19 protein-coding genes, 1 pseudogene and 1 riboswitch are annotated in these 25,742 nt (G+C 52.4%); of the genes and pseudogenes, 9 read left to right on the top strand and 11 right to left on the bottom strand.

Annotated elements, in window-relative coordinates; genetic code table 11:
* Positions 1 to 106: 106 nt before the first annotated feature.
* The 3 genes from BLV85_RS06080 (at position 107) to BLV85_RS06070 (ending at position 2,391) form a co-directional block, all read left to right on the top strand.
* A complete protein-coding gene (locus BLV85_RS06080; RefSeq protein ID WP_090413296.1) occupies positions 107 to 1,030 on the top strand; it encodes a 5'-nucleotidase in 924 nt (307 codons plus the stop codon).
* 50 nt (positions 1,031 to 1,080) lie between these two features.
* Positions 1,081 to 1,533, top strand: coding sequence for a non-canonical purine NTP pyrophosphatase (locus tag BLV85_RS06075; protein ID WP_218132782.1), 453 nt, complete (start codon positions 1,081 to 1,083; stop codon positions 1,531 to 1,533).
* A gap of 99 nt (positions 1,534 to 1,632) precedes the next feature.
* Positions 1,633 to 2,391, top strand: coding sequence for an SIR2 family protein (locus BLV85_RS06070; RefSeq protein ID WP_090413295.1), 759 nt, complete (start codon positions 1,633 to 1,635; stop codon positions 2,389 to 2,391).
* Here BLV85_RS06070 and tnpA read toward each other — a convergent pair.
* The 3 genes from tnpA to BLV85_RS06050 all read right to left on the bottom strand — a co-directional run bounded on the left by tnpA (position 2,343) and on the right by BLV85_RS06050 (position 5,328).
* Entirely contained in the window at positions 2,343 to 2,774 is a 432-nt protein-coding gene (gene tnpA, locus BLV85_RS06065) for an IS200/IS605 family transposase (protein ID WP_090413293.1), read from the bottom strand. The two genes, BLV85_RS06070 and tnpA, sit on opposite strands and share 49 nt — an antisense overlap.
* Positions 2,775 to 3,250: 476 nt before the next feature.
* Positions 3,251 to 4,570: a TolC family outer membrane protein gene (locus tag BLV85_RS06055; protein ID WP_090413291.1), complete on the bottom strand. Its 1,320-nt coding sequence runs from the start codon at positions 4,568 to 4,570 to the stop codon at positions 3,251 to 3,253.
* A 104-nt stretch (positions 4,571 to 4,674) separates the two neighbouring features.
* The gene (locus tag BLV85_RS06050; RefSeq protein WP_176973951.1) at positions 4,675 to 5,328 is read right to left on the bottom strand and encodes a protein-L-isoaspartate O-methyltransferase family protein; all 654 of its coding nucleotides are present in this window, start codon (positions 5,326 to 5,328) and stop codon (positions 4,675 to 4,677) included.
* Between the two features lie 72 nt (positions 5,329 to 5,400).
* Positions 5,401 to 5,507, top strand: a riboswitch (TPP riboswitch).
* A gap of 31 nt (positions 5,508 to 5,538) precedes the next feature.
* Between BLV85_RS06050 and thiC the strand changes: the two genes are divergently transcribed.
* Positions 5,539 to 7,434 (top strand): phosphomethylpyrimidine synthase ThiC, encoded by a 1,896-nt coding sequence (thiC, locus tag BLV85_RS06045; protein ID WP_090413286.1) that lies wholly within the window; start codon positions 5,539 to 5,541, stop codon positions 7,432 to 7,434.
* A 43-nt stretch (positions 7,435 to 7,477) separates the two neighbouring features.
* Positions 7,478 to 8,299 carry an undecaprenyl-diphosphate phosphatase gene (locus BLV85_RS06040; RefSeq protein ID WP_090413283.1) on the top strand — a complete coding sequence of 274 codons (822 nt, stop codon included), beginning with the start codon at positions 7,478 to 7,480 and terminating at the stop codon, positions 8,297 to 8,299.
* A gap of 265 nt (positions 8,300 to 8,564) precedes the next feature.
* Here BLV85_RS06040 and BLV85_RS06035 read toward each other — a convergent pair whose 3' ends face one another.
* The 3 genes from BLV85_RS06035 to BLV85_RS06025 all read right to left on the bottom strand — a co-directional run bounded on the left by BLV85_RS06035 (position 8,565) and on the right by BLV85_RS06025 (position 10,265).
* Entirely contained in the window at positions 8,565 to 9,017 is a 453-nt protein-coding gene (locus tag BLV85_RS06035) for a rhodanese-like domain-containing protein (RefSeq protein WP_090413281.1), read from the bottom strand.
* Positions 9,018 to 9,204: 187 nt separating this feature from the next.
* The gene (locus BLV85_RS06030) at positions 9,205 to 9,696 is read right to left on the bottom strand and encodes a peptidylprolyl isomerase (protein ID WP_090413279.1); all 492 of its coding nucleotides are present in this window, start codon (positions 9,694 to 9,696) and stop codon (positions 9,205 to 9,207) included.
* 20 nt (positions 9,697 to 9,716) lie between these two features.
* Complete coding sequence (locus BLV85_RS06025) at positions 9,717 to 10,265, bottom strand: peptidylprolyl isomerase (RefSeq protein WP_342707051.1); 549 nt, start codon at positions 10,263 to 10,265, stop codon at positions 9,717 to 9,719.
* Positions 10,266 to 10,479: 214 nt separating this feature from the next.
* Between BLV85_RS06025 and cysS the strand changes: the two genes are divergently transcribed.
* Positions 10,480 to 11,856 (top strand): cysteine--tRNA ligase, encoded by a 1,377-nt coding sequence (cysS, locus tag BLV85_RS06020; RefSeq protein ID WP_090413276.1) that lies wholly within the window; start codon positions 10,480 to 10,482, stop codon positions 11,854 to 11,856.
* A gap of 897 nt (positions 11,857 to 12,753) precedes the next feature.
* Here the strand turns inward: cysS and BLV85_RS06015 are convergent.
* The 4 genes and pseudogenes from BLV85_RS06015 to BLV85_RS06000 all read right to left on the bottom strand — a co-directional run.
* A pseudogene (locus tag BLV85_RS06015) lies at positions 12,754 to 13,224 on the bottom strand (OmpA family protein); the annotation flags it as partial.
* A gap of 164 nt (positions 13,225 to 13,388) precedes the next feature.
* Positions 13,389 to 14,294, bottom strand: coding sequence for a flagellar motor protein MotB (gene motB / locus BLV85_RS06010; protein WP_090413275.1), 906 nt, complete (start codon positions 14,292 to 14,294; stop codon positions 13,389 to 13,391).
* Between the two features lie 33 nt (positions 14,295 to 14,327).
* Positions 14,328 to 15,188, bottom strand: a complete 861-nt coding sequence (gene motA, locus BLV85_RS06005; RefSeq protein ID WP_090413273.1) for a flagellar motor stator protein MotA — start codon at positions 15,186 to 15,188, stop codon at positions 14,328 to 14,330.
* Between the two features lie 193 nt (positions 15,189 to 15,381).
* A complete protein-coding gene (locus BLV85_RS06000) occupies positions 15,382 to 16,962 on the bottom strand; it encodes an NAD(P)H-hydrate dehydratase (protein WP_090413271.1) in 1,581 nt (526 codons plus the stop codon).
* A 60-nt stretch (positions 16,963 to 17,022) separates the two neighbouring features.
* Between BLV85_RS06000 and purL the strand changes: the two genes are divergently transcribed.
* Genes purL through BLV85_RS05985 form a run of 3 tightly spaced genes read left to right on the top strand, consistent with a single transcriptional unit; the run spans position 17,023 to position 24,347 of the window.
* Positions 17,023 to 20,970: a phosphoribosylformylglycinamidine synthase gene (purL, locus tag BLV85_RS05995; RefSeq protein WP_090413268.1), complete on the top strand. Its 3,948-nt coding sequence runs from the start codon at positions 17,023 to 17,025 to the stop codon at positions 20,968 to 20,970.
* 57 nt (positions 20,971 to 21,027) lie between these two features.
* Positions 21,028 to 22,287 carry a ChaN family lipoprotein gene (locus BLV85_RS05990; RefSeq protein ID WP_176973949.1) on the top strand — a complete coding sequence of 420 codons (1,260 nt, stop codon included), beginning with the start codon at positions 21,028 to 21,030 and terminating at the stop codon, positions 22,285 to 22,287.
* On the top strand, positions 22,284 to 24,347 hold the full coding sequence (locus tag BLV85_RS05985) for a M1 family metallopeptidase (RefSeq protein ID WP_245725107.1): 2,064 nt from the start codon (positions 22,284 to 22,286) through the stop codon (positions 24,345 to 24,347). Before BLV85_RS05990 ends, BLV85_RS05985 begins: the two co-directional genes overlap by 4 nt.
* 23 nt (positions 24,348 to 24,370) lie before the next feature.
* Here BLV85_RS05985 and BLV85_RS05980 read toward each other — a convergent pair whose 3' ends face one another.
* Entirely contained in the window at positions 24,371 to 25,741 is a 1,371-nt protein-coding gene (locus BLV85_RS05980; RefSeq protein ID WP_090413263.1) for a sigma 54-interacting transcriptional regulator, read from the bottom strand.
* Position 25,742 lies beyond the last annotated feature (1 nt).

The following is a 25,742-nucleotide window of genomic DNA, read 5'->3' as shown; positions in this document are numbered from 1 at the left end:
GCCCTGACGGGCAACTCCAAATGTATCGGTAATCTTGCTTTTTTACACAAAAACCCTGTCAAGCACTTTTTGCATTTTTTTCGCTGAATAGTTACAAAAACTAGTTATAGCAGTTTCATCGAGCGCACTTTTTGATTTGAGTGAGTCGGATAGAGTATTTCGAGAAGAAGGTCCAAAAGCGTACAAGGAGTTCCAAGAAAAGCACTTGGATATTATCCTAGAGAAAGGCGTAGCGTTTCCATTTATTAGGCGATTTTTAGGGATTAATCAGAGGTTCCAGAAGGAGCTGCCTGTCGAAGTCGTTTTGTTGTCTAGGAACTCTGCGGCAACAGGAAAACGTGTCTTTCGGTCTATCAAGCACCACGGGTTAGACATATCAAGGGCAGCGTTCATGGAAGGTAAGTCGCCTTACGGATACATACCTGCTTTTAATGCTTCACTATTTCTTTCAGCGAACGAAGAAGATGTGGTGAATGCAATTGATTATGGTTACCCCGCTGGTACTGTTTTGCCAACCAAGGTCATCGACGACCTAGCGGATGGAGAGTTGAGAATTGCTTTTGACTTTGATGGCGTCATTGCAGACGACGAATCAGAAACGGTATTTAGAGACGGTGAACTGGAAGCATTTCACCAGCATGAAGTCGAGAAGTCTCACATACCGCATAATCCCGGGCCATTGGCTGATTTATTCAAAAAGCTTTCTTTTATGCAGAAGTTAGAAGATAGAGTAGAAGAAAAGGATCGGGAGTACAAACGCATTCTAAGAACAGCGATTGTTACCGCCAGGAATGCACCGGCTCATGAGCGTGTCATAACGACGCTTGAAAAATGGGGTGTGAGCTCAAACGAAACGTTTTTCCTTGGCGGTATGAAGAAAGAACGCATACTTACCGTTCTTAAGCCTCACATGTTTTTTGACGATCAGAAATCGCATTTGGAATCAGAAGCAGGAGACATCCCCATGGTTCATGTCCCATTCGGTATTGCGAACCAAAGAATCGGACAAAAATATCCAGCGGACTCGTAAACTCGCCGCTGATTTTTGCGTTAGCTGCAAGTCGCATATCGAGTGAGAAAATGGAAATAAGATTTGTAACAAAAAATCCACATAAGGCAAAAGAAGTCGAAGCTATCCTTGGTGATATAGGTGTTTCAATCGTAGATGTGTCTTTAAAAATCCATGAAATTCAAACTGAAGATATTCAGGATATTGTCAGAGACAAAATCCTGAAAGCTTTTAAGATGATTGGGCGGCCAGTTTTTATCGAGCATACGGGGCTCTATATTAATAGCTTACAAGGTTTTCCTGGCGGTCTGACACAAGTTTTCTGGGACAAGTTAGGAGCCGATAATTTTTCCAAGCTTCTCGGAAACCTTGAAAATACTGAATTAAGCGCAAAAACTGTCATCGCCTTCTGTGATTCTAAGAAAATTCATGTCTTTGAGGGCGAGGTTGAAGGCAATATTTCTAAAGAACCGAGAGGGAGTCGAGACTTTCAATGGGATTGTGTCTTTATCCCCAAAGGGTGACAAGACCTTCGCTGAACTTGGCGAAAAAAAGAATGAAATATCCATGAGGAAAATTGCTTTTAATAGGTTCCGAGAATTCTTACAAAGGGAGGTTTTGTAATGGGTGAACTAATTACCTCCTATCGAGAAAGAAATGTAATTTTATTTGTGGGCGCTGGTGTATCGAAGAACCTTGGACTTCCAACTTGGTCAAAATTAATTGATCATATTGCTAAAGAACTAGGATATGACCCCGAAATCTATAAGTCTTTTGGGGAAAGCTTGGCGCTGGCTGAGTACTATCGTGTGAAAAAAGGCAGTATTGGTCCGCTCAGAAGCTGGATGGATACTAACTGGCACTCCGAGAACGTAGACTTGGCTGGTTCGGTTATCCACAAGCTAATAGCGAACTCAAAGTTTCCAATTATCTACACAACTAACTATGATCGCTGGATTGAAAAGTCATTTGAGTTTTACCAGAAACGATTCACAAAAATAGCAGGCGTATCAGACATTCCTCTCATTAAAGATGGTGTTACACAGATCATTAAGTTTCATGGTGACTTTGATAATGATGAAACGATTGTTCTGAATGAGTCGAGTTACTACGAACGACTTGAGTTTGAAACCCCTTTAGATATAAAGCTTAGATCGGACGTTCTTGGTAAATCTGTTTTATTTATTGGATATAGCCTTGCTGATGTGAACCTCCGATTTCTATTTTATAAACTAGCCAAGCTATGGAAAACCACTAAACAACCACCGGCTCAAGCCGGTGGGTTAGAGTTACGGACTGAAAGTCCGGATACGCGTCGACTAAACGACGCGTCTTATTCCGGCTCCATTTTAAAATTATCGTTTGGATTGGGTTCAAAGTGATTTTCCAAGTATTGCTTGATCATCTCTTCTGTCATCTGACCTACTGTCGCGCAGAAATACCCTCGCGCCCAAAAATGTCTTCCCCAGTACCTCTTCTTAAGGTAAGGAAACTCTTCAAACAGATAGCTCGATGTTCGTCCTTTTATCCGTCTCATGATCTCACTCGGCGCCATCTCCGGCGGACAACTCACCAGTATATGCACATGATCTTTACTCACCACACCCTGCACAATTCTGATTTCGAATGCTTCGCACGTCTGACGTACCAATTCCCGAACCCGTTCTGCTATCTCCCCTTTCAGAACCTTATATCTATACTTTGTTACCCATACAAAATGATACTCAATTTGATAGACCGTATGACTTCCATATCTATAATCCATGCCACACCTCCTGTGTGACATATTCTCGCAGCTAAAGCTGACCGGCTAAAGCCGGTGGTTTTAACCTTATGATGGATAATAATGGTGGTGGCGTCCAGCCGAGATCTTATGTATTTACTCATAGGCCAAATCCAATACAAGAAGCGATATTGGATCAGTGGGGTATTAATATGATTACATCAAAAGAAGATGATCCCCAGAAAGCATTACGAGAATTTCTGGAGCAATTCCGGTGATCTTACAGCTTGGGGGTCAAGTCTAGTATTACTATAGCCAATAATCCACCCCACGCAATCGAAAGCAATCGGAAGAATCAGGCAAGCGAAAACAAAACAGGGCGAAAGCCGGCAGGTTTTCTATACTCGTTGAAGGTGCAATTTCCGAAGCATGATCCCGCCTGCTTCAGTGGGATAGGCAGTCGCATTGCCATGCATCAGGCCGACCGCGAATAATGACGTTCAACTGAGGAGATTTGATCAAAGCAAGGCGTTGATTTCCAGCAAATCGTCCTCATCCAGTTCACCGACTTCGGCTTTGAGCTGGAGTCGCGCCATCAGATAATCGTAATAGGCCTGGGCAAGATCGCGGCGTGCGGAGAAGTATTGCTGTTGTGCGTTGAGAACATCCACTTCTGTTCTGACGCCGACTTCCTGACCGAGCACAGTCGAATCCAGCTGGCTGCGACTGGAGATCAGCGCTTGCTTGAGCGCCTTGACTTGTGCGATACCATTGGTGACTTTGAGATAATTCTGGCGTACTTGCAAAGCGGTTGTGCGTTGCACATTTTCCAATTCCTTGCGCGCCTGGTCGCGTTTTGCCAGCGCTTCCCGGACACGGGACTGCACGGAAAATCCCTGAAAGATGGGCACATTCAACTGTAGTCCGATCTCTTTGGAGACCAGATCGATCCCCTGTCCGGTGAAAGCACCACCTACGCCAGTTTGGTTGCTGTATCGCGCGACCAGATCAAGTGTGGGGTAATGGCCGGCCTTGACGCGCCGGATCTCCTGTTCGGAGAGTTCGTATGCAATACGCTGTATCCGCAGCAGGAAATTCTTTTCTTCGGCCAATTGCACCCAATCTTCCATGCCGTTATGGGGGAGATTTAATGGATCGGCAATCACTTTATCCAGGCTGGCATCTTGCAGGTCGTGCGGCAGGCGGTTGATCAGAACCTGCAGGGTACGCTGGCTGATTTCCAGGGTATTTCTGGCCGCAATTTCTTGCGATAGGGTCAGATCAAAACGGGCCTGTGCTTCATGGGTATCGACGATGGTCGCAACGCCCACCTCAAAATTCCGTTTGGCCTGCTCCAATTGTTCATGAATGGCTTTTTTCTGGGTTTCGACGACTTCAAGATTGATTTTGGCTATCAGGACGTCGAAGTAGGCCTGTGCAACACGCAGAATCAGGTCCTGGGCGGCAGTGACGAATTGTGCGTCCGCCTGGGCAACTTCGTTTTTCGACTGCTCAAAAATAATGAAATTTTCGATTCGAATAAGCGGCTGTGTTGCTGTGGCGGTAATGCCACGATTTCTAATCAAACGTTCCGGACCAAAATTAGTATCGACATACTGGTTCTGCCCTATTCCGACCAAATTGATTTCGGGCAGTAGGCCAGCCCGCCCCTGGGGCAGCCGTTCCTGGGCGGCGACATAGGCCGCGCGTGCTGCACCGTATTGCGCGTCATATTCGAGCGCTTCCCGATAGATTTGCAGGAGATCGGCTGCTTGGACTGGAACAGAGAAAAATAAGCCCATAAGCAGCGAAGAGACAATGGATTGCAGACTTTTCATTGTTGACGGGCGAATGTGACAAATACCAATAGCTGAGCGGATTGATTGCTAATTAATGGTTCCAACCAGAATGATTGCCCTACCTTGATAGGGCAATCATGGCATTAGAAGTGAAAATGTTCACTTTGTAGCGCATTCTTGAGGGGCGCAGTACAAGTTTCGAACAAGAAGATTGAATGATAATTACCGGGTGCGGTACAGGTTATCAGCGTCGCTTCCATGACCGGTTCTTCTCCGACAATAGCAAACAAGCGGCCTCCTGGCGCAAGGCTTTTCTGGAAAGCTTCGGGCAGAACGGGAGTGGAGGCCGTTAACACGATCACATCATAGGGTTCGTGTTTTGGCCAGCCGCGGGCGGCATCTCCCTGTTCTAGTGTTACGTTGGCCGTGCCATGTACCTGCAGATTAATTTTGGCCATGGCATGGAGTGCTGGGACGATTTCAACGCTGTGAACATGTGCGCATAATTCGGCGAGCAATGCCGTCATGTAGCCTGTTCCGGTGCCAATTTCAAGCACCTTGTCGGTTTTTTTGAGACGTAACTCCTGCAGGATGCGTGCTTCCATTTTTGGCGTGAGCATGACGGCATCATGTTCCAGGGGGATTTCCATGTCCATGAAAGCCATCGCCCGATAGGCTGCAGGCACAAACTCCTCGCGTTTGACTTTATATAACAAGCCAAGAACATCCTGGTCCAGCACACTCCAGGTTCTGATTTGTTGCTCGACCATGTTGAAACGGGTTTGTTCAAGGTCCATCATAGATTTCATAACATTATGTTGGTGGAAAGAATCAAGCTTGCAATTATTTCATATTTCCTTTAGCTTGACAGCCTCGGCTAGGGGTCCACATTCGAAACGATTTTGAATGTTGGTGAGAGAGTCCCTTAATACCTGATGCGGATAACGCCGCCGGAGGGAAGCCAGGATTTATCTTCCTGCTCCTCACGGCCATTTGAGGAGCATAACATGAAAACGACCATTTCTAAGCTGGAAAAATTTACGAACGATAGCGCGCAGGTGGATGCGGCAGCCATACAGCCGCTACCTAATTCGCGGAAGATCTATCTGCAGGGATCCCGGTCTGATATCCGGGTACCCATGCGGGAAATTAGCCAATCCGATACCGCTACCAGTCAAGGGGTTGAGAAAAACCCGCCGATTTACGTCTACGATACTTCTGGCCCTTATACTGATCCGGCTGCCAGTATCGATATCCGTCAAGGACTGCCGCCGGTGCGCGAGCAGTGGATAGATGAACGGGCCGATACCGAAATTTTATCTGGATTTTCTTCCAGTTATAGCCGGGAGCGGTTGAGCGATCCGAAATTGATGGATATGCGTTTCCATCTCAAGCGTCCTGCGCGCCGTGCGAAATCCGGGGCCAACGTCACCCAAATGCATTATGCGCGACGCGGCATCATTACGCCGGAGATGGAGTTCATTGCCATCCGGGAAAATCAGCGGCGGGAACAGGCTGATTTGAATGGCGAGGGTTTGCTGACACGTCAGCATCCTGGCCAGGGTTTCGGTGCAGCGATCCAGCAATGGATTACGCCGGAATTTGTGCGTGCTGAGGTCGCATGCGGGCGTGCCATCATTCCTGCCAATATCAATCATCCAGAAGCTGAGCCGATGATTATCGGCCGAAATTTTCTGGTTAAAATCAATGCCAATATCGGTAATTCCGCACTCGGTTCCAGCATTCAGGACGAAGTGGAGAAAATGACCTGGGCTATCCGCTGGGGTGGCGATACCGTGATGGATCTCTCGACCGGGAAAAACATTCATGAAACACGCGAATGGATCATTCGGAACAGCCCGGTGCCGATCGGTACGGTGCCGATTTATCAGGCCCTGGAGAAAGTGGATGGCCGGGCCGAGGAGCTGACCTGGGAGATTTTCCGTGACACTTTGATCGAGCAGGCAGAGCAAGGCGTGGATTACTTTACCATCCATGCCGGTGTGCGACTGCCCTTCATCCCGATGACGGCCAAGCGTATGACCGGGATTGTATCGCGGGGCGGCTCCATCATGGCCAAATGGTGTCTGGCACACCATCAAGAAAGCTTTCTCTATACGCACTTCGAAGATATCTGTGAAATCATGAAGGCGTATGACGTCAGCTTTTCTTTGGGCGACGGCCTGCGTCCTGGCTCGATCTACGATGCCAACGATGAGGCCCAGCTTGCCGAGCTGAAAACCTTGGGCGAGCTGACCGAAATCGCCTGGAAGCATGATGTACAGGTCATGATCGAAGGCCCGGGTCATGTGCCCATGCAGCTGATCAAGGAAAACATGGATTTACAGCTTAAGTATTGCCATGAAGCGCCGTTTTATACATTGGGCCCTCTGACTACCGACATTGCTCCGGGTTACGATCACATTACGTCGGCAATCGGTGCCGCCATGATCGGCTGGTATGGAACCGCCATGCTTTGTTATGTCACGCCCAAGGAGCATCTGGGGCTGCCCGATAAGGATGATGTCAAGGACGGTATTATTGCCTACAAAATTGCCGCACATGCGGCCGATCTTGCCAAGGGCCATCCTGGCGCACAAATTCGTGACAATGCATTGTCCAAGGCACGGTTTGAATTCCGCTGGAACGATCAGTTCAATCTGGGACTCGATCCGGACAAAGCGAGAGAGTTTCATGATGAAACCCTGCCGCAGGAAGGCGCCAAGCTTGCCCATTTCTGCTCGATGTGCGGGCCCAATTTCTGCTCGATGAAAATCACCCAGGATGTGCGTGATTATGCAGCGCAGCAGGGCATTTCAGAAGCCGAAGCTTTGCAGGATGGCATGGCTCAGAAATCCAGTGAATTCGTTGATAAGGGTGGGGAGCTCTACAGTAAGTTATGAGTTTTGTTTCAATATTTAATTGCTTGGGGTGGATGCTGGCACGATGGATTGGGTGATACTTTTTAAGGCGTTCCTGCTCGGGATCGTGGAAGGACTGACCGAGTTCCTGCCGGTTTCCTCCACTGGCCACTTGATTCTGGTCGGTGATTTGCTGGATTTTAATGATGACAAGGCCAAGGTGTTCACGGTCGCCATTCAGCTTGGCGCGATTTTGGCGGTTTGTTGGGAATATCGCGAGCGATTGATGAATGTCATCAAAGGGCTGGGTACAAAATCAGCAAACCGCTTTGTATTCAACTTGTTTGTTGCATTCCTGCCCGCTGCGGTGCTCGGTCTGCTGTTTATCCAGACGATTAAATATTACCTGTTCCACCCATTGCCGGTTGCGATTGCGCTGATAGTCGGTGGCTTGTTGATACTCTGGGCGGAACGCAGGGAACATGTGATTGAAGTTGAAAGTGTCGATGACATGGACTGGAAGCATGCGCTGAAAGTGGGGTGCGCGCAGTGCCTGGCCTTGATTCCGGGAACCTCCCGTTCAGGGGCAACTATCATCGGCGGCCTGTTCTTTGGCTTGTCACGCAAAGCGGCAGCAGAATTTTCGTTCTTCCTTGCCATCCCCGTGATGTTTGCCGCGACCTTTTACGATGTCTACAGGAGCCAGGAATTTCTGTATGTAGATGATCTGGGGATGTTTGTGGTGGGATCAGTGGCAGCTTTTGTCAGTGCGTTGTTTGCGATACGCGGATTGATTCGTTATATCAGCCACCATGACTTCACGTTGTTTGCCTGGTACCGGATCGGTTTCGGATTGATCGTGTTGTTGACCGCTTATACTGGCCTGATTGACTGGTCGATGGATTAAAGCGTCCCGCCGGGGAGCGCCGTCCAGCTGACCACCATTCATCATCGCTGACAATATGTTTCTGGCCGTGAGGCCAGAATCGGAAAGCGTGGCAGAAAAGCAATCCAGTATCCGCCTGTTATTCAGGCATTACGGATTGCTTTTTGCGTTTGGTCTGGAGTGAAAACATATTCACAACATATCCATCCGCTTAGGGTTGGATGGCAGGTGTCATGAGTTCGGTAGAGGTGCACATGGCGGCGTTTCACGCGACCACTGGCTGGTATCAGCTCTGAATCCAGGGCAACCCGGCTGCCTTCCAGCCGTTTTTTCGGCCGCGGTGACCGCTCTCATCCTTGTCGCCTTCAAAACCTTCCAGAATGTTATAGCAATCGGGAAAACCATTTTGGCTCATGATCGTTGCCGCATGATCGGAACGGTTGCCGCTGCGGCAAATGAACATCAAGGTGGCATCATCCGTGATCTGGGCAGCCAGTTGGTCAACGAAATCCGGATTGGGTTGCATGCCCGGATAACTGCTCAGTTCAATCTCGATTGCGCCTGGAATGCGCCCGACCCAGTCGAGCTCCGCCTTGCAGCGCACATCCACAAGCCTGGTCTCAGGCTTGGCTCGTAATAGCGCGATGGCTTCGGCGGGCAGCAGCGCGCCCTTGTATGGCAAACCCATTTCTTCTGCCCGTTGCTGGGCAGTTTCCAGAATATTATCGATAGCGTCCATTGTTATCAATTGATGTTGAAAGCATAGATGTTATCAAATTTACCCGCCTGTAGATAAGTTGAGTGCGGGATAAACTGGTTTCTGGGGGAGTCCAGGTGCCTCTCGAGATGCCATCGTGTCGTGCATTGGGCGCGCCCAGCACAACGTCAGATATCCAGTCCTGTCTGGATGCAACCCGCTTTAAGCTTTAAATATTTTCCGCTTTTTCAATCACGACATCTTCCAGTGGCACATCTTGATGGCCAGCATAACTGCCGGTTTTTACTTTCTTGATGGCGTCGACGACTTCTTGGCCCTCGACAACCTTGCCAAATACACAGTAGCCGTAGCCTTGAGTGGAGGTATTGGCATGGTTCAGGAAATGATTGTTGGCAACGTTGATGAAGAACTGTGAAGTCGCAGAGTGCGGATCACTGGTGCGTGCCATGGCAATCGTGTGGGTCTCGTTTTTGGCGCCTTGAGCGGCTTCGTTCTGGATCGGGGCAAGGGTGGGCTTTTCTTTCAAGCCGGCAGTATAGCCGCCTCCCTGGATCATGAAGCCGTCTATGACGCGGTGAAACAAGGTGTTGTCATAATGACCACTATCGACGTAGCGCAAAAAATTCTCGACCGTAGCAGGTGTTTTTTCGCTGTCGAGTTCCAGGGTAATGACGCCATAATTGGTGTGTAGTTTAACCATTGTTGTCCTAAATTTAGAGTTTATTGAGCGCGGGCAGGTGCCGCAAGGGGTTTGATATGTTCGATAACGACCATGTCTTGCGGCACATCGCTGGCGAAAGGCCCCTTGGCGCCGGTTGGCGTCGCGGCAATACGATTGACGATCTCCATTCCAGCCGTCACCTTGCCAAATACCGTATAGCCATATCCACGCAGGGTCGGGGCAGTGTAATCGAGAAAGTTGTTGTTTGCCACGTTGATAAAAAATTGTGAGGAAGCCGAGTGCGGATCGCTGGTGCGTGCCATCGCAATCGTGCCGATATTGTTTTTCAGACCATTGGCCGCTTCGTTTTCAATCGGCTGGCGGGTCGGTTTTTGTGCAAGATTCTGATCGAATCCACCACCTTGGATCATGAAATCGGGGATCACCCGATGAAAAATAGTGCCGCTATAGTAGCTATCTTTAACATAGTTTAGAAAATTTTCGACAGTTTTGGGTGCCTTGTCGGGATAAAGTTCAAGCTGTATGGTGCCCAGGTTGGTTCTGATTTCCACGGTTGGATTCGCCGCCCAAACAGACGTGCCCAACATCAGTAAAAATGCGATGAGCAGATGTCTTGCCAGGCTACTGGGTTGCATGAAGCGGGCTGATTGGCGCTGAAAATAAGCAGTTTTCATTATGGTATACTCTCCGGGTTTTGCTTCTTGGGATTGAGAAAAAGTTGCTATCTTTTCTCATTAAGCAAGCAGTTCCTGGATTCTACCAATAAGATGATCTTTCCCACAATCTCGCCTATTGACCCCGATGCTTAGAATTTACAATACGCTCGCCAGAACCAAACAGGAATTTGTGCCTTTGACGCCTGGGGAAGTCAGGATGTATGTCTGCGGCATGACGGTCTATGATTACTGTCATCTTGGGCATGCCCGCGTGCTGGTGGTGTTTGATAGCGTCGTGCGCTGGCTGCAAACGCTGGGCTACAAGGTGACTTATGTGCGCAATATTACCGATATCGACGACAAGATTATCCGGCGCGCGCTGGAGAATCACGAGCCGATCAGCAAGCTGACCGATCGTTATATCCAGGCTATGGAAGAAGATGCAGCGGCCCTGGGTGTAGCCAGACCCGCTTTTGAGCCCCGTGCGACCGACTGCATCGAGGATATGATTGCGATGATCCGTACACTGCTGGATAAAAATCTGGCATACGTCGCGGATAATGGAGACGTGTTCTACGCTGTCCATCATTTTCCAGATTACGGCAAACTTTCGGGAAAATCACTCGACGATCTGCGTGCTGGTGAACGGGTGGAGATCGATGGCAATAAAAGAGATCCGCTCGATTTCGTATTGTGGAAAGCAGCCAAACCAGAGGAACCCAGCTGGGATTCGCCCTGGGGCAAGGGGCGGCCAGGTTGGCATATCGAATGTTCCGCTATGAGTGAGCGTTATCTGGGCGAACATTTCGATATTCATGGAGGCGGACAGGATTTGCAGTTTCCGCACCATGAGAACGAGATCGCCCAGAGTGAGGGCGCGCATGATCATCCGTATGTGAATTACTGGATGCATAATGGGTTTGTCCGGGTTGACAATGAAAAAATGTCCAAGTCATTGGGCAATTTTTTCACCGTTCGCGAGGTATTGGCTCGCTATCAGCCGGAAGTCGTGCGTTTCTTCATCTTGCGGGCGCATTACCGCAGTCCCCTGAATTATTCGGACGCGCATCTGAATGATGCCAGAAATGCGCTGGATCGGCTGTATACCACATTGAAGAATCATCCGGCCCAAGCGTTGCTGGTTGACTGGAGCGATGACTATGCCGCGCGCTTCATGAACGCGATGAATGATGATTTCAATACGCCGGAGGCGATTGCCGTGCTGTTTGATCTGTCTGGAGAAGCCAACCGGAGCGGGGATCCCCGTTATGCCTCCCTTCTCATGACGCTGGGGGGCATATTGGGTTTATTGCAACAGCCCCCCCATCGTTATCTGCAGCATGAGACCCATTCGCAAGGCGGGCAATATACTGAAGCGGAGATTGAACACCTGATCCAGCAACGCCTGCAAGCGCGTAAAGCGAAGAATTTTGCTGAAGCCGATGCGCTGCGCGCGCAATTGGCTGAAGCCGGCATTATTCTGGAGGACGGTTCGGCGGGAACGACTTGGCGGCGACAGTAGGCCATCAGGGTAATTTGCCAGACATAGAGCACTGATCGGCTGAAATCACTGAGCGGGATACATTGGCTGGGCTCGACGCCGGGAATGATGAACGTATTGCTGATCAAAAGGCTGCCGGGCCGCATCTCCAGACACGCCTTTTGCCATAAAGACGGCATGGGCACAGGAGAAAGGTAGGCATAGACGATGTCATAACTGGCCAGATCATGCCGCCAGATATCCGTCCAATGAAACCGGCAGATATGTTTGCATAAATAGGCCCGCAGTTTGCTGATCCAGCAGGGCAGCATGGCAAGCTCGATGCCGTGATAATTGCCGTTTGGTCGCTGTCGGGCAAGTTTGCACACCAATCCCCCGCAACCCGAACCCAGGTCAATGAATCGAAAATGGCGATCTGCCGGTAACATCTCAGCAAGTGTCCGGATAGTGGCGTTACTGGATAAAAAGAATGGCACTTGGGTGCGGTCGGTTCTGCCGAAAATCAGTGCCAGCAGGATAAAACCGGCCAGGTAGCTATAGGTGGGCAATTCCAGTGCCAGTGTTGCCAACAGGGCCGGAGTGAAAAACAGGTGTATGAGTGTCCGCCAGTATGCCATCCGGTCGGTATAAAAGCTTATCCAGGCGGCAATAGCGCCTTGCATGAGCGAGGCGAGCAGCAGCGTGATATCCCAAGGTAGCAGTATGGCCAGCAGACTGGCGATCAGGCAGGCAGCCAACTGGATCGCACCAGCACGGGTTAACGGCCGCATGGCAACCAAAATGATTTTACCCTGGTGATGTTGCGGGTACGAATGATATGCATGGGTGGGCGTGCAGGGTTAAAGTGTGGCCCCCCGGGGGGGCTGCCATTGCGGAGGTGCTGATCCGTCGTGATCCACTGGCTACCTTGGGTTGATATCAATCCGGTTTGGTTGGCGCCCCGCTGAGCGTTTGTGCGCTGACCTCGTTTTGATGGTAGATGTTAACGCTCTGATTTTCACGAAACACGGCTTCTTCGGCTTTTTTATTCATGACGATGATGCTGATCCGTCGGTTGAAAGGACTGTAGGGGTCTTCCTTGTCGAAAGGGACTGCGGAAGACAGCCCGACTACATTTAATACTTTCTCCGGGTACATGCCGCCGGCGATAAGCTCGCGGCGCGAGGCATTGGCGCGATCGGCCGATAATTCCCAATTGCTGTAGCTTTTTTCTCCGGATGGATAGGGTGTGGCATCGGTATGCCCGGAGAGGCTGATTTTGTTGTCGACATCGTTGAGCATCTTGCCAATTTCCCGCAGGATAACCTTGGTATAGGGTTGCAATTCTGCGCTGCCGAGTGCAAACATGGGGCGGTTCTTTTCGTCCAGAATCTGGATGCGCAGGCCTTTCGGTTAACGGCCGCATGGCAACCAAAATGATTTTACCCTGGTGATGTTGCGGGTACGAATGATATGCATGGGTGGGCGTGCAGGGTTAAAGTGTGGCCCCCCGGGGGGGCTGCCATTGCGGAGGTGCTGATCCGTCGTGATCCACTGGCTACCTTGGGTTGATATCAATCCGGTTTGGTTGGCGCCCCGCTGAGCGTTTGTGCGCTGACCTCGTTTTGATGGTAGATGTTAACGCTCTGATTTTCACGAAACACGGCTTCTTCGGCTTTTTTATTCATGACGATGATGCTGATCCGTCGGTTGAAAGGACTGTAGGGGTCTTCCTTGTCGAAAGGGACTGCGGAAGACAGCCCGACTACATTTAATACTTTCTCCGGGTACATGCCGCCGGCGATAAGCTCGCGGCGCGAGGCATTGGCGCGATCGGCCGATAATTCCCAATTGCTGTAGCTTTTTTCTCCGGATGGATAGGGTGTGGCATCGGTATGCCCGGAGAGGCTGATTTTGTTGTCGACATCGTTGAGCATCTTGCCAATTTCCCGCAGGATAACCTTGGTATAGGGTTGCAATTCTGCGCTGCCGAGTGCAAACATGGGGCGGTTCTTTTCGTCCAGAATCTGGATGCGCAGGCCTTTCGTCGTGATATCAAGTAAAAGTTGCTGCTTGAATTTCTTGAGGAATGGGTTGCTGTCAATTACCCGTTCAATTTTTTTCTTGAGCTTTTTGAGCTGTTCCAGTTCGAGCCGTTCTTGCAGCGCGCGTGCGGTTTTGAGGTCGACTTGACCGGCTTGACGGCTCAGATCTTCTCCCCCGCCCTGGATCACGCTCGAGCGGTCACCGCTGCTATTTCCACCGAATAGGGCGACTTTAAGCGGCATTTTGAAATATTCGGCAATGCCTTCTTTGTCGCTCTGGGAAGTGGTGCCCAATAGCCACATCAACAGGAAGAAAGCCATCATCGCGGTGACAAAGTCAGCATAGGCAATTTTCCATGTCCCGCCGTGGTGGGCGCCATTCACCTTCTTGATGCGCTTGATGATGATGGGTTTCTGTAAGAGGTTATCAGCCATTTATGGCCTCGCATGAATGAAGGATAATTGTTCTCACTTGGCGCGGTTTTGTTTGATGTGCTGTTCCAGCTCGATGAAGGATGGCCGTTCGGTAGAGAACAGTACTTTTCTGCCAAACTCGATCGAAAGTGCCGGTGCGTAGCCATTGAGATTGGCCAGCAAGGTAACTTTGATGCACTCCAGGAGCTTGTTCGATTCATGCAGGCGTTGCTCCAGGCGGCTGGCCAATGGCCCAACGAAACCATAGGAAAGCAGAATGCCCAGGAAGGTGCCCACCAATGCCGCAGCGATTAACCTGCCCAGCTCCGCAGGCGGAATGCCAATCGAGGCCATGGTATGCACGACACCCATGACGGCTGCGACAATACCAAAAGCAGGCAGGGCATCACCGATCTTGGTGATCACATGAATGGGCACTTCACCTTCCTGGTGATGGGTCTCGATCTCGCCATCCATCAGGTTTTCGATTTCCAGCGGATTGAGATTGCCGCCTACCATGAGCCGCAAGTAGTCGGTGATAAATTCGACGACATGTTGATCTGACAGGATATTGGGATATTTTGTAAACAATGGGCTGTTATGGGGCTCGTCCACATCGGTTTCAATCGACATCAATCCTTCTTTCCGGATTTTTCCCAGTATTTCGTAGAGCAGCAGCATCAGTTCCATGTAGATTGCTTTGGTATATTTGGCCCCTTTGAAAATAGTGGGTAGGGTTTTGAAAGTTGCCTTGATCGCCTTGCCCGAGTTGCCGACAAAGAATGCGCCGAGAGCCGCGCCCGCGATCATGAGCAGTTCGACCGGCTGGAATAGCGCTCCCAAGTGGCCGCCAGCCAGTACAAAGCCGCCGAACACGGAAAAAATGACAACTAGATATCCGATAGTTACCAGCATGTTTGAAAATATCCTTTGGAATTTTTCAAATTTTAACGGCTATTGGCGGGCCAACTTTAGGCCGGCATCATCCTCGATGCCGGGCACTGTGTCACCATGCGGTGCTTCATGAGGCATCCAGTTGTCTTTTCCAATCTGGATCCTGTGACGGTCAGTGGTATCGCGCAATTTTATGCGCCCTGCCGGGAATCGTTCAGGGACTGCTCGGGAATGGAGCGGTTTCGTTCTGGCGTTCGCGGCCGAGCCGGGAATAACGGGCGGGTGCACTGGCTTGGTAGATCCAGCGATTCAATAGGTTGCGGGCAACGGGTATGATTTCTGATGCGGTCATGCCAACCGGCCCATGCAGCGTATGAAGCAGGGCGTCCGCTGCGGCGCCATGCAAATAAACCGCCACCAACAGCGCATTTTCGGGCGATAAACCTTGCGCCAGGAGCGCGCCCAGCAAACCGGACAAGACATCGCCCGTTCCCGCCGTGCTTAAACCTGGATTGCCTGTGGGGTTGAAGTAGCAATGGCCGTCCGGTCGTGCACAGATGCTGCCTGCTCCTTTCAGTATGACCAGGCAGTTAAATAGCTTGGCCAGATTCCTGGCGGCATCGAACCGATGCCGCTGCACTGCGATTGTCGACAGGTTGAGCAGGCGACCGGCTTCAGCGGGGTGCGGTGTCAGTATGGCAGGCGCCTGACGCGTTTGCAGGGCAGCGCCCAACTCCGTGTAATTTGCAATCAGATTGAGCGCATCCGCGTCCAGAACCAATGGCAGGCGGGTTTGGAGTGCCTGCTCCAGATAGCTGCATGCCGTAATTTGTGTGCCGAGGCCAGGGCCGATCACCAGGCAATCCAGGCTATCCTGCTTCAGCAAATCCCGTGGCGCGCGCAGCATCAGTTCGGGCTGAACCGGGTCGATCGCAGGGGAGGCGAGATCGGCGAGCAGACCCAGATAGACACGTCCTGCTCCAAGCCCGAGTGCGGCGCGTCCTGCCAGCAGGGCGGCGCCAACCATGCCGGCTGCGCCGCCCAGGATGCCGACTCGGCCATATGTGCCCTTGTGGCTGTTGGCCGGTCGCGGGCGAGGCAGCCGCATCGCGATTTCCGCTTCGTTCAGCAACCCGTTCCGGGCGGGCAGCATGGCGGCAACCTCCAGCCCCAGGTCGCATATCACAATTTCCCCGCAGTGATCGCAGCCATCATGGGTGAGCAGGCCGGGTTTCAGTGCGATGAAGGTGGTCGTGAGGGTGGCTTGGATCGCTGCCTCATGGACATGGCCGGAATCGCTTGCGAGTCCGCTTGGAATATCCAGTGCCAGTATCGGAAGATGCAGCTGATTGGCTTGTCCAATCAGCTGCCGGTATTTTTCTCCAAGCGGGCGTGTTTCATCCAGTCCGATGCCGAATAAACCATCGATCACACAATCCCATTGTCCATGAGCGGGAATGGCCTGCTCAGTGCGGCCTCCGGCAAGTTGCCACCGATCAAACGCTTGTTTGGCATCTGCCGGCAATCGTTCGGCTTCTCCAGTAAACACCACTGTCACTTGCCGTTTCCAGGCAAGCAGATGGCGAGCGGCAACCAATGCGTCTCCACCATTATTGCCCGGTCCAGCCAATACCAGGACCCGATTGCCGCCAGCATTCAGCCACCTGGATTGAACAATCTCGGCTGCAGCCAGCCCCGCTTTTTCCATCAGACAAGGCGGGTTGGGGGCGGCCAGGGCCTGTGATTCGATGGCACGGATTTCAGCGGTGGTATAAACAGGGAGGAGGGTATTCATCAGGGGATAGGTCTACTCGTGTAAAATCATATCTTTTTCATTCAACCGGTTAAATTCTCGATGCTGCAATTTCGTGGGCGCTCAGCGCTATCATCTTTTCGGCTGGAAAAACTGCTTCATTCAATCCAGGCTATCGTACCGCAAATTTCCAATATCGATACCGAGTACTGTTATTTTTGCGAGACCCGGCGTGATTTGACCCGGGAGGAGAGCGATCGTTTGCGGCAGCTGCTGGATGCCGTCCAGACGCCACCGGCTGTTGAGCAGGGAGGCCAGCTGTTATTGGTCGTGCCGCGTCCCGGCACGATTTCACCCTGGTCATCCAAAGCGACTGATATTGCGCATCATTGTGGATTGGACATGGTCGAACGTCTGGAAAGAGGGATTATTTTCCAGGTTCAGCATGAGTCAACCTTGTTGCCGGAACAGCTGCGCAAGCTCGAAGCCTGCATCCATGATCGCATGACCGAGGCGGTATTGTATTCGTTATCGGAAGCAGCCATCCTGTTTCGTCATTTACAGCCGGCAGCACTTTTGCAGATAGCAGTCATGAGCGAGGGCATGGCTGCGCTGCAGCGGGCAAATCAGGCCATGGGGCTGGCATTGTCTACCGATGAAATTGAATATCTGTTCGATTATTTTACGCGTGTGCAGCGTGATCCCACCGATGTTGAGCTGATGATGTTTGCTCAGGCCAATTCCGAGCATTGCCGGCATAAAATTTTCAATGCTGATTGGATTATTGACGGTGAGCCGCAGGCGAGATCCCTGTTTGACATGATCCGCCATACCCACCAGATGCATCCTGAACATACCATAGTCGCCTATGCGGACAACGCGGCCATTCTCGAGGGTGAAACCATCGAACGGTTTTATCCTGGCCCGGGCGGCCAATATGACTATGCTAGCGAACCCACGCATTGGTTGATCAAAGTGGAAACGCATAATCATCCCACGGCAATTTCACCGTATCCTGGAGCGGCGACCGGCGTGGGCGGCGAAATTCGCGACGAGGGCGCAACCGGGGCGGGCGCAAAACCCAAGGCCGGCCTGACAGGGTTTTGTGTATCCAATTTGCGTATTCCGGGGGCCATCCAGCCTTGGGAGACTGGCTGGGCTGACGATGCGGCGGGTTACGGCAAGCCGGGCTATATTGCTGCGGCGCTGGACATCATGCTGACCGGGCCGATTGGCGGTGCCGCTTTCAATAACGAATTCGGTCGGCCGAATCTGGCTGGGTTTTTTCGTACTTATGAGATGAAGGTCGACAGCCAGGTCCGCGGTTATCACAAGCCCATCATGCTGGCAGGCGGTATTGGCCAGATTTCTGCCTTGCATACCGAGAAACAGCCTTTTAAGGCCGGCGCGTTGCTGGTCCACCTGGGTGGGCCAGGCATGGCGATCGGTCTTGGCGGCGGGGCGGCTTCGAGTATGGATGCCGGTGCCAATGATGAATTGCTCGATTTCAATTCGGTGCAACGGGGCAATGCGGAAATGCAACGGCGCGCCCAGGAAGTCATCGATCGCTGCTGGCAATTGGCCCGAAGCGGGCAACCCAATCCGATTCTAGCCATTCACGACGTGGGGGCTGGCGGCCTGTCCAATGCTTTGCCTGAATTGGTGCATGGTGCTGAGTGTGGCGGGCAGTTTGATCTGCGCGCCATCCCTTCCGATGAACCGGGCATGTCGCCATTGCAAATTTGGTGTAACGAGGCACAGGAGCGCTATGTGCTTGCCATCCGGCCGGAATCGCTGCCTTTGTTTCAAGCCATCTGCGCACGTGAACGCTGTCCTTTCGCCGTAGTCGGCCAGGCTTTGGCACAACCGCAACTGACCGTGACGGATGCGCAGTCTGCTGTGGTGCCGGTGGATATGCTTTTGTCGACATTGCTGGGCAAACCCCCGCGTATGCTGCGCGATATCAAGCGTTGCAATCCTCGGCATGCCTCGCTAGAGCTGGCCGGTGTGACCTTGCAACAAGCGGCCTACCGCGTCTTGAGGTTGCCGGCTGTCGCGAATAAGACTTTCCTGATCGCGATTGGTGATCGCAGCGTGGGAGGGCTGACAGCGAGAGATCAAATGGTTGGACCATGGCAGGTACCCGTAGCGGATGTAGCTGTTACGGCCATGGGTTTCCAGACATATCTGGGGGAGGCATTCGCCATGGGTGAACGGGCGCCATTGGCGTTAATCCACGCAGCTGCTTCGGCCCGCATGGCTGTCGGTGAAGCAATTACCAACATGGCTGCGGCCGCTGTCGGTGACTTGGGTGAAGTGCGCTTGTCTGCCAACTGGATGGCGGCAGCGGGCCATCCAGGCGAGGATGCCGCACTCTACGATGCTGTCCAGGCCGTCGCGATGGCGCTCTGTCCGCAATTGGGAATCAGCATCCCGGTGGGCAAGGACTCATTGTCGATGAAAACCGCCTGGACCGATGCGGATGGCAAGCACAAAGAAGTGATTGCGCCGCTGTCCTTGATCATTTCGGCTTTTGCCAAGGTCAGGGATATTCGCCGCACACTGACGCCCCAGCTCTGTACAGATAGCGGTGAAACCCGATTGATCTTGATAGATCTGGGGGGGGCAAGGCATCGGCTCGGAGGTTCCGCGCTGGCCCAAGTCTATGGGCAACTGGGAAATCAAGCGCCCGATCTGGAGAATCCAGAGATGCTCAAGGCTTTCTTCGCCGCCATTCAGTCACTCAACCGGCAAGGATTGTTGCTGGCTTATCATGATCGTTCCGATGGCGGGCTGTTTGCGGCATTGTGTGAAATGGCATTTGCCGGGCATTGCGGCATAACGGTGGCGCTGGACCAATTATGCTGCAGCCCTGCGAGTGCGGTACCTGATGCGTACAGCAGTCTGCCCGCACAAATGCTGGCGGTTTTGTTCAGCGAGGAGTTGGGTGCGGTCATACAAGTCAAGGCCCAGCAACAGGATGCGGTGATGGATATTTTGGCCAAAGCAGGATTGGGCCACGCAAGTTATGTATTGGGAGCATTGAATCAGCGCGATGAAATTTGCTTCATGCACAATCACCAGCCCGTGTTCCAGGAAAAGCGGGTCGCGTTGCAACGCGCCTGGTCGGAGACTACCTTCGAGATGCAAAGACTGCGTGATCATCCTCAGTGTGCGCAGCAGGAATACGACCAAATTTTGGATGCCGCTGACCCTGGTTTGCATGTTCTGTTGACTTTCGACCCTAATGAGGTTATTGGCGCGCCATATGTCCATGCCAGCCGCCCGGCGGTTGCCATTTTACGCGAGCAGGGTGTTAACGGTCATGTGGAGATGGCGGCCGCATTCGATCGTGCGGGCTTCCGTGCAGTGGATGTGCACATGAGCGATATTCTGTCCGGACGTGCTGCGCTGGCTGATTACAAGGGGTTGGTGGCTTGTGGCGGCTTTTCCTATGGCGATGTGCTGGGCGCTGGCAGGGGGTGGGCGCAGTCGATCCTGTTCAATACGCGCGCTCGCGATCAGTTCGCGGCTTTCTTTGCGCGGCCGGATACGTTTGCCCTGGGCGTGTGCAACGGTTGTCAGATGATGAGCCACTTGCGGGAAATCATTCCGGGCAGTGCGCATTGGCCTGTTTTTGGGCGCAATCAATCGGAGCAGTTCGAAGCCCGCTTTGTCATGGCGCAAATTGGAGCCAGTCCCTCGCTGTTCTTTGAGGGTATGGCAGGCAGTCGTTTGCCCATTACCGTTTCGCATGGCGAAGGGCGTGCCATTTTCCAGGGCCACGCGCAAATGCAGGCAGCCGAGCCTTACATCGCACTGCGATTTGTCGATCACCAGGGAACTCCAACCGAGAATTACCCACTCAACCCTAATGGCTCGCATTCGGGCATTACCGGAGTCACTTCAACCGATGGCCGGGTCACGATCGTGATGCCACACCCGGAAAGGGTGTTCCGGAGTGTACAGCATTCATGGCATCCCAATGACTGGTCTGAGGACGCTCCCTGGATGCGGATGTTCCGGAATGCCCGTAAATGGGTGGATTAGTGCCAGCCAGACATGTCATGTACTGATTTTCCAGATTTCCAAGGATAAACGATAATAATGATCGATTCCAAGCCAGGATGGCGATTTGTCATCCCTTGTTTGATGTTGTGGGTATCTATGATGACTGCGACGCCACTTTCCGCACAAATCAAGCCAGCACACAAACCGCGGCTAGCCGATAGTCAGCCGGCAGCGGACACATGTGTGCCGGTGGCAAGTTGGGTCATTCCAGGCAAAGGGCCCACCTCGCTGCAGCAAGTTATTGCCTCTGCAGTCAATCAATCAGTTGTGCTGCTGGGCGAATCTCATACCAGTCACGAGCATCATCGCTGGCAACTGCATATGCTGGCAGCAATGTATGCAAAACGCCCAGACATGATGATCGGTTTTGAAATGTTTCCCCGGCGCGTGCAGGCGGTTCTGGATCGATGGGTGGCTGGGGAACTGACGGAATCGGAATTTCTATCCCAGTCCGAGTGGCAGACAGTGTGGGGGACCGATGCCAGCCTGTATTTGCCGATATTCCATTTTGCACGCATGTATCGCATTCCCATTCTTGCGCTCAATATCGATACAAAATTGCGGCGCATGGTGACAGAAAAGGGATTCGATGGCGTGCCGGAAAATCAAAGGGAAGGCGTTACCCGGCCGGCACCGCCGAGCCCGGCATATCTGGAGTTCTTACTGCCAATCTATGCGCAACATGACCGTCCCAAGCAGAAAACAAACAAACCGACTCGTTACGATCCCGATTTCTTGAGATTCGTCGTGGGCCAGCAGTTATGGGACCGGGCGATGGCACAAGCCTTGCATGCCGCCCTGGATGCCGAGCACAGCGTTAAAAAACCATTGCTGGTGGGTATCATGGGGTCTGGGCATATTCTGCATGGTTACGGTGTTCCGCATCAACTCAAAGACCTGGGGGTCAGGGATATCCTGTCACTGCTGCCATGGGATATAAACAGGCCCTGTAAACGGCTGGTGACGGGCTACGCCGATGCGGTCTTCGGTCTGGAGCCGTTTATGCCTGAAGCGGCGCCTGCCTTGCGGCAGCGCTTGGGCATACGCTATGAATTCAGCAAAGAGGCCGGTGGCGCGCGGGTTATTCAGATCGAAAAGGGGAGTATTGCCGAGATCGCCGGTTTGCGTGCGGGTGATGTCATCGTCGAAATGGCAGAGGTGGCAGTCAAACAGAGCGAAGATGTCGTGACGGTGGTGAGGCGGCAAGTACCGGGTACCTGGCTGCCGCTGAAAGTGCGGCGGGAACAGGTGATTGTCGATGTCATCGCCAAGTTTCCGGCCATTAGTAACAAATGAACAAATTTTTGAGACGAGTGTTTGCGGCCAGGCATATAAAAGAATGCTTGCTGGTGCTGATGTTGTCGGTCAGTATGCCCGTTATGGCGGAGCAGCCGGCTATGCATTACGCGATAACGGTAGCGATCGATCCTGCTTCGCGCCAACTGCAAGGGCGCAGCATCATTACGGTTGCGCAAGGTGGCCATTTCGAACTGATGCTGAGCCGCCGTTTTAAAGTCACTGCCTTGCGTGCGGTAGGTTTTCGTATCGCCCAGGAAGCGGCACATCAGCGCGGTTTGCAGATTTGGCAATTGACCGCCGGCAAGGACGGCCCCTTCCGGATAGAAATCGATTGGCAAGGTGAATTGGCTGTTCTGGATACCAGTCTTGACCATGCGCAGACATTGGGCCGGCCGATTCCCGTGACTGGCGCAGAGGGAACTTTCCTGCCCAATGCCGCCATTTGGTATCCACAAATCGCTGGGGCATTGGCGAGTTATCAAGTCGATTTGACTTTGCCTTACGGTCAGCGGGGCCTGGTGGCGGGAAGACTGCTGAATGAGTCTGAATCAGAGCTTGAAGGTTATCAAGCCGGCTTTGTTTTTCAGCAACCGGCCGAAGGGATAGCCTTGATGGCTGGGCCGTATACAATCTCGTCAGCAACGCTCCAGAGTGCCGCAAGCAACAAAACCCTGTCTCTGCGTACTTATTTTCATCCGAGCATCGCTGATCTGGCTGATGATTATCTGGAATCGGTCAAGCACTATATTCACTTGTATGAACGCTGGATCGGTGAATATCCCTATTCTGAATTCAGTGTGGTATCAAGTCCGACCCCAACCGGCTTTGGCATGCCGACATTGACCTATCTGGGTGTCAGTGTCTTGAGATTGCCCTTTATACGCATGACATCACTCGGGCACGAGGTGCTGCATAACTGGTGGGGTAATGGCGTGTATCCCGATTATGCAAGCGGGAACTGGTCGGAAGGCTTGACGACCTTCATGGCGGATTACGCTTACAAGGAGCAGGAAAGCGACGAGGCTGCGCGCGATATGCGATTGGACTGGTTGCGTGATTTCAATCTGCTGGCACCGAGCCAGGATCAACCATTGCTCGCGTTTACTTCGCGTACCCATGCGGCGTCCAAGATTGTCGGCTATAACAAGGCTGCCATGTTGTTTTTCATGCTGCGCGATCTACTGGGGGAGGCGACTTTTGACCGTGCGATCAGGACATTATGGCAACAACAGCGTTTTCGTGTGACGGCCTGGCAGGATATTCAACGAGTGTTTGAAACGGTATCCGGCCGTTCCCTCGACCATTTCTTTTCTCAGTGGCTGAAACGAACAGGTGCGCCTGCATTGCAGATTTCGCAAGCAACCTATTCAAGATCGGAACAGCGCTTGAGTTTGATGCTAAAGCAGACCGCTCCGGTTTATGATTTGCGTGTGCCGATTCTGGTGCGCAGTCAGTCGGGGGCGGAGGAAACCTTGTTCCTGGACCTGGGTGCGGAAAGCCAATCATACCAACGGGTTCTGTCAGAGCTGCCGAAGGAAGTTGTGCTGGACCCGGATTTCCGGGTATTCCGGCAGCTTGCGGCGGATGAGACGGTACCTATTCTGCGCGAGGTAATGGTCAATCAGACGACTCGGACCTTGCTGCTGTTTCCGCACCAAGCGGCAGCCTATCGAGTTGCGTATGAACTGGCCGGCAGGATGCAGGGCCGGGAACCTGAAATAGAGCGCAGCCCGATCGCTATGGACGACGAGAGGCCCGTACTCGTTGTGGGCTTAGGGTCGCAGGTAGACGACTGGCTGGTGCAGCAGGGTTTGCCCGCAATGCCTGCCGAGATCCGGCAAGAAAGCGCTTCGGCCCATGCCTGGACCGTGCGCCGACCCAATGGCGCAACCCTGGCTATTGTAGCGGTGAAGGATGAAGCGTCACTGTCGAAGCTGGGCCGGGCACTGCCTCATTATGGGCGGCAGAGCTACGTCGTGTTTTCCGGTCCGGCGGTAATCGATAGAGGTGTCTGGCCGATGCGTCCGCAAGTGCTGCCGGTTCAGTTCCTCCCGTGAGCGCGGCTTGGCCTGGCGTCCGATCAGGCTTTCTCCCGCTGGGGTTTGTAGAGTGTGTAATCAAGCTGATGCCGCTGCAGAAGCTTGTAGAATTCAGTGCGATTGCGCTTGGCGAGTTTGGCCGCTTGTGTGACATTGCCAGCAGTGATCTTCAGTAGGCGTACCAGGTAATCTCTTTCGAACTGCTTGCGCGCCTCCTCGAAAGAAGTTATCTGGGTTTCGTCTCGATGCATGGCGTCGCGGACCAACTCATAGGAAATCAGAGGAATGGCGCTCATGACAACGCTTTGCTCAACGACATTCATGAGTTGCCGGATATTGCCCGGCCAGGAAAATGCCAGCAAGAAGCTGATCGCTTCGGGAGCGAATCCGTTGATGTCTTTCTGATGTTTCTCGGCAAACACGCGCAGAAAGTGGTTGGCGAGAAGGGGAATATCTTCACGCCGCTGCGCCAGCGACGGAATGGTCAAACCGACGACAAACAGTCGATAATACAGGTCTTCACGAAAATTTCCCGCTTCGATCTCAGATTTTAGATCGCGATGCGTCGCAGAAATAATGCGCACGTCGATCGGGATGCTTTGTGTCGATCCAACTGGCCGAATGACTCTTTCCTGCAGGGCGTGCAGCAGTTTTACTTGGAGAAGCAAGGGCATATCACCGATCTCATCCAGAAACAGGCTGCCACCTTCTGCCAGTTGAAACAGGCCTTTGTGGTCCCTGATCGCACCGGTAAAAGCGCCCTTGGTGTGGCCGAACAATTCGGACTCCAATAATTGCTCGGGAATGGCTGCGCAGTTGATCGTGATGAATGGCTGGTCACAACGCTTGGAGGCCTGGTGGATCGCGCGCGCGAACAATTCCTTGCCAACTCCGCTTTCACCAGAGAGCAAGACACTGGCATCTCCCTGGGCGACACGATCGACCTTGGTGAGTAAATCTTCCATAATTGCGCTTTGGGTAATGATGGTTTTGCGCCATGAGGCACGCAGTGTTGCGCAGGATGTGGGGTTCTCCGTGGCAGGCAACAATCCGATGGCGCGTTCAATCTGATTCAACAGAATTTTAGGGTCGTAGGGCTTGGTGAGATAGCCAAAAATTCCCCGTTGAACGGCGGCGACCGCATCTGGAATGGTGCCAAAGGCAGTCAAAATGATGACAGGAAGCGTGGGCACGGTGCGATGGATATGTTCGAACAAGGCCATGCCGTCGAGTCCGCTCATCTGCATATCGCTAATCACGAGATGTGGGCGTGAGATGTCAAGATGGTTCATCGCGGTTTCGGCACTATCAGCCAGAATGGTGTCGTATCCAGAGGATGTCAGGCGGATGGAGAGCAGTTCGAGCAAATCGGCATCGTCATCGACTAACAGAATTTTCTTGGGTTGTGTCATG

This window comes from Nitrosomonas halophila (assembly GCF_900107165.1).
Classification (GTDB): Bacteria; Pseudomonadota; Gammaproteobacteria; order Burkholderiales; family Nitrosomonadaceae; genus Nitrosomonas; species Nitrosomonas halophila.
The sequence above is the reverse complement of the archived record's forward strand: the minus strand, read 5'-3'. Positions and strand labels throughout refer to the sequence as shown.

What these genes read in the sequence shown, in the direction of transcription:
- BLV85_RS05980 (WP_090413263.1), bottom strand. Translation starts at nt 25,741, where the DNA reads ATGACACAACCCAAGAAAATTCTGTTAGTCGATGACGATGCCGATTTG.
- thiC (WP_090413286.1), top strand. Translation starts at nt 5,539, where the DNA reads ATGAAAACGACCATTTCTAAGCTGGAAAAATTTACGAACGATAGCGCG.
- BLV85_RS06000 (WP_090413271.1), bottom strand. Translation starts at nt 16,962, where the DNA reads ATGAATACCCTCCTCCCTGTTTATACCACCGCTGAAATCCGTGCCATC.
- BLV85_RS06075 (WP_218132782.1), top strand. Translation starts at nt 1,081, where the DNA reads ATGGAAATAAGATTTGTAACAAAAAATCCACATAAGGCAAAAGAAGTC.
- BLV85_RS06070 (WP_090413295.1), top strand. Translation starts at nt 1,633, where the DNA reads ATGGGTGAACTAATTACCTCCTATCGAGAAAGAAATGTAATTTTATTT.
- BLV85_RS06040 (WP_090413283.1), top strand. Translation starts at nt 7,478, where the DNA reads ATGGATTGGGTGATACTTTTTAAGGCGTTCCTGCTCGGGATCGTGGAA.
- BLV85_RS05990 (WP_176973949.1), top strand. Translation starts at nt 21,028, where the DNA reads ATGATCGATTCCAAGCCAGGATGGCGATTTGTCATCCCTTGTTTGATG.
- BLV85_RS06050 (WP_176973951.1), bottom strand. Translation starts at nt 5,328, where the DNA reads ATGGACCTTGAACAAACCCGTTTCAACATGGTCGAGCAACAAATCAGA.
- BLV85_RS06055 (WP_090413291.1), bottom strand. Translation starts at nt 4,570, where the DNA reads ATGAAAAGTCTGCAATCCATTGTCTCTTCGCTGCTTATGGGCTTATTT.
- BLV85_RS06035 (WP_090413281.1), bottom strand. Translation starts at nt 9,017, where the DNA reads ATGGACGCTATCGATAATATTCTGGAAACTGCCCAGCAACGGGCAGAA.
- cysS (WP_090413276.1), top strand. Translation starts at nt 10,480, where the DNA reads ATGCTTAGAATTTACAATACGCTCGCCAGAACCAAACAGGAATTTGTG.
- BLV85_RS05985 (WP_245725107.1), top strand. Translation starts at nt 22,284, where the DNA reads ATGAACAAATTTTTGAGACGAGTGTTTGCGGCCAGGCATATAAAAGAA.
- BLV85_RS06025 (WP_342707051.1), bottom strand. Translation starts at nt 10,265, where the DNA reads ATGTTGGGCACGTCTGTTTGGGCGGCGAATCCAACCGTGGAAATCAGA.
- motB (WP_090413275.1), bottom strand. Translation starts at nt 14,294, where the DNA reads ATGGCTGATAACCTCTTACAGAAACCCATCATCATCAAGCGCATCAAG.
- tnpA (WP_090413293.1), bottom strand. Translation starts at nt 2,774, where the DNA reads ATGGATTATAGATATGGAAGTCATACGGTCTATCAAATTGAGTATCAT.
- motA (WP_090413273.1), bottom strand. Translation starts at nt 15,188, where the DNA reads ATGCTGGTAACTATCGGATATCTAGTTGTCATTTTTTCCGTGTTCGGC.
- purL (WP_090413268.1), top strand. Translation starts at nt 17,023, where the DNA reads ATGCTGCAATTTCGTGGGCGCTCAGCGCTATCATCTTTTCGGCTGGAA.
- BLV85_RS06030 (WP_090413279.1), bottom strand. Translation starts at nt 9,696, where the DNA reads ATGGTTAAACTACACACCAATTATGGCGTCATTACCCTGGAACTCGAC.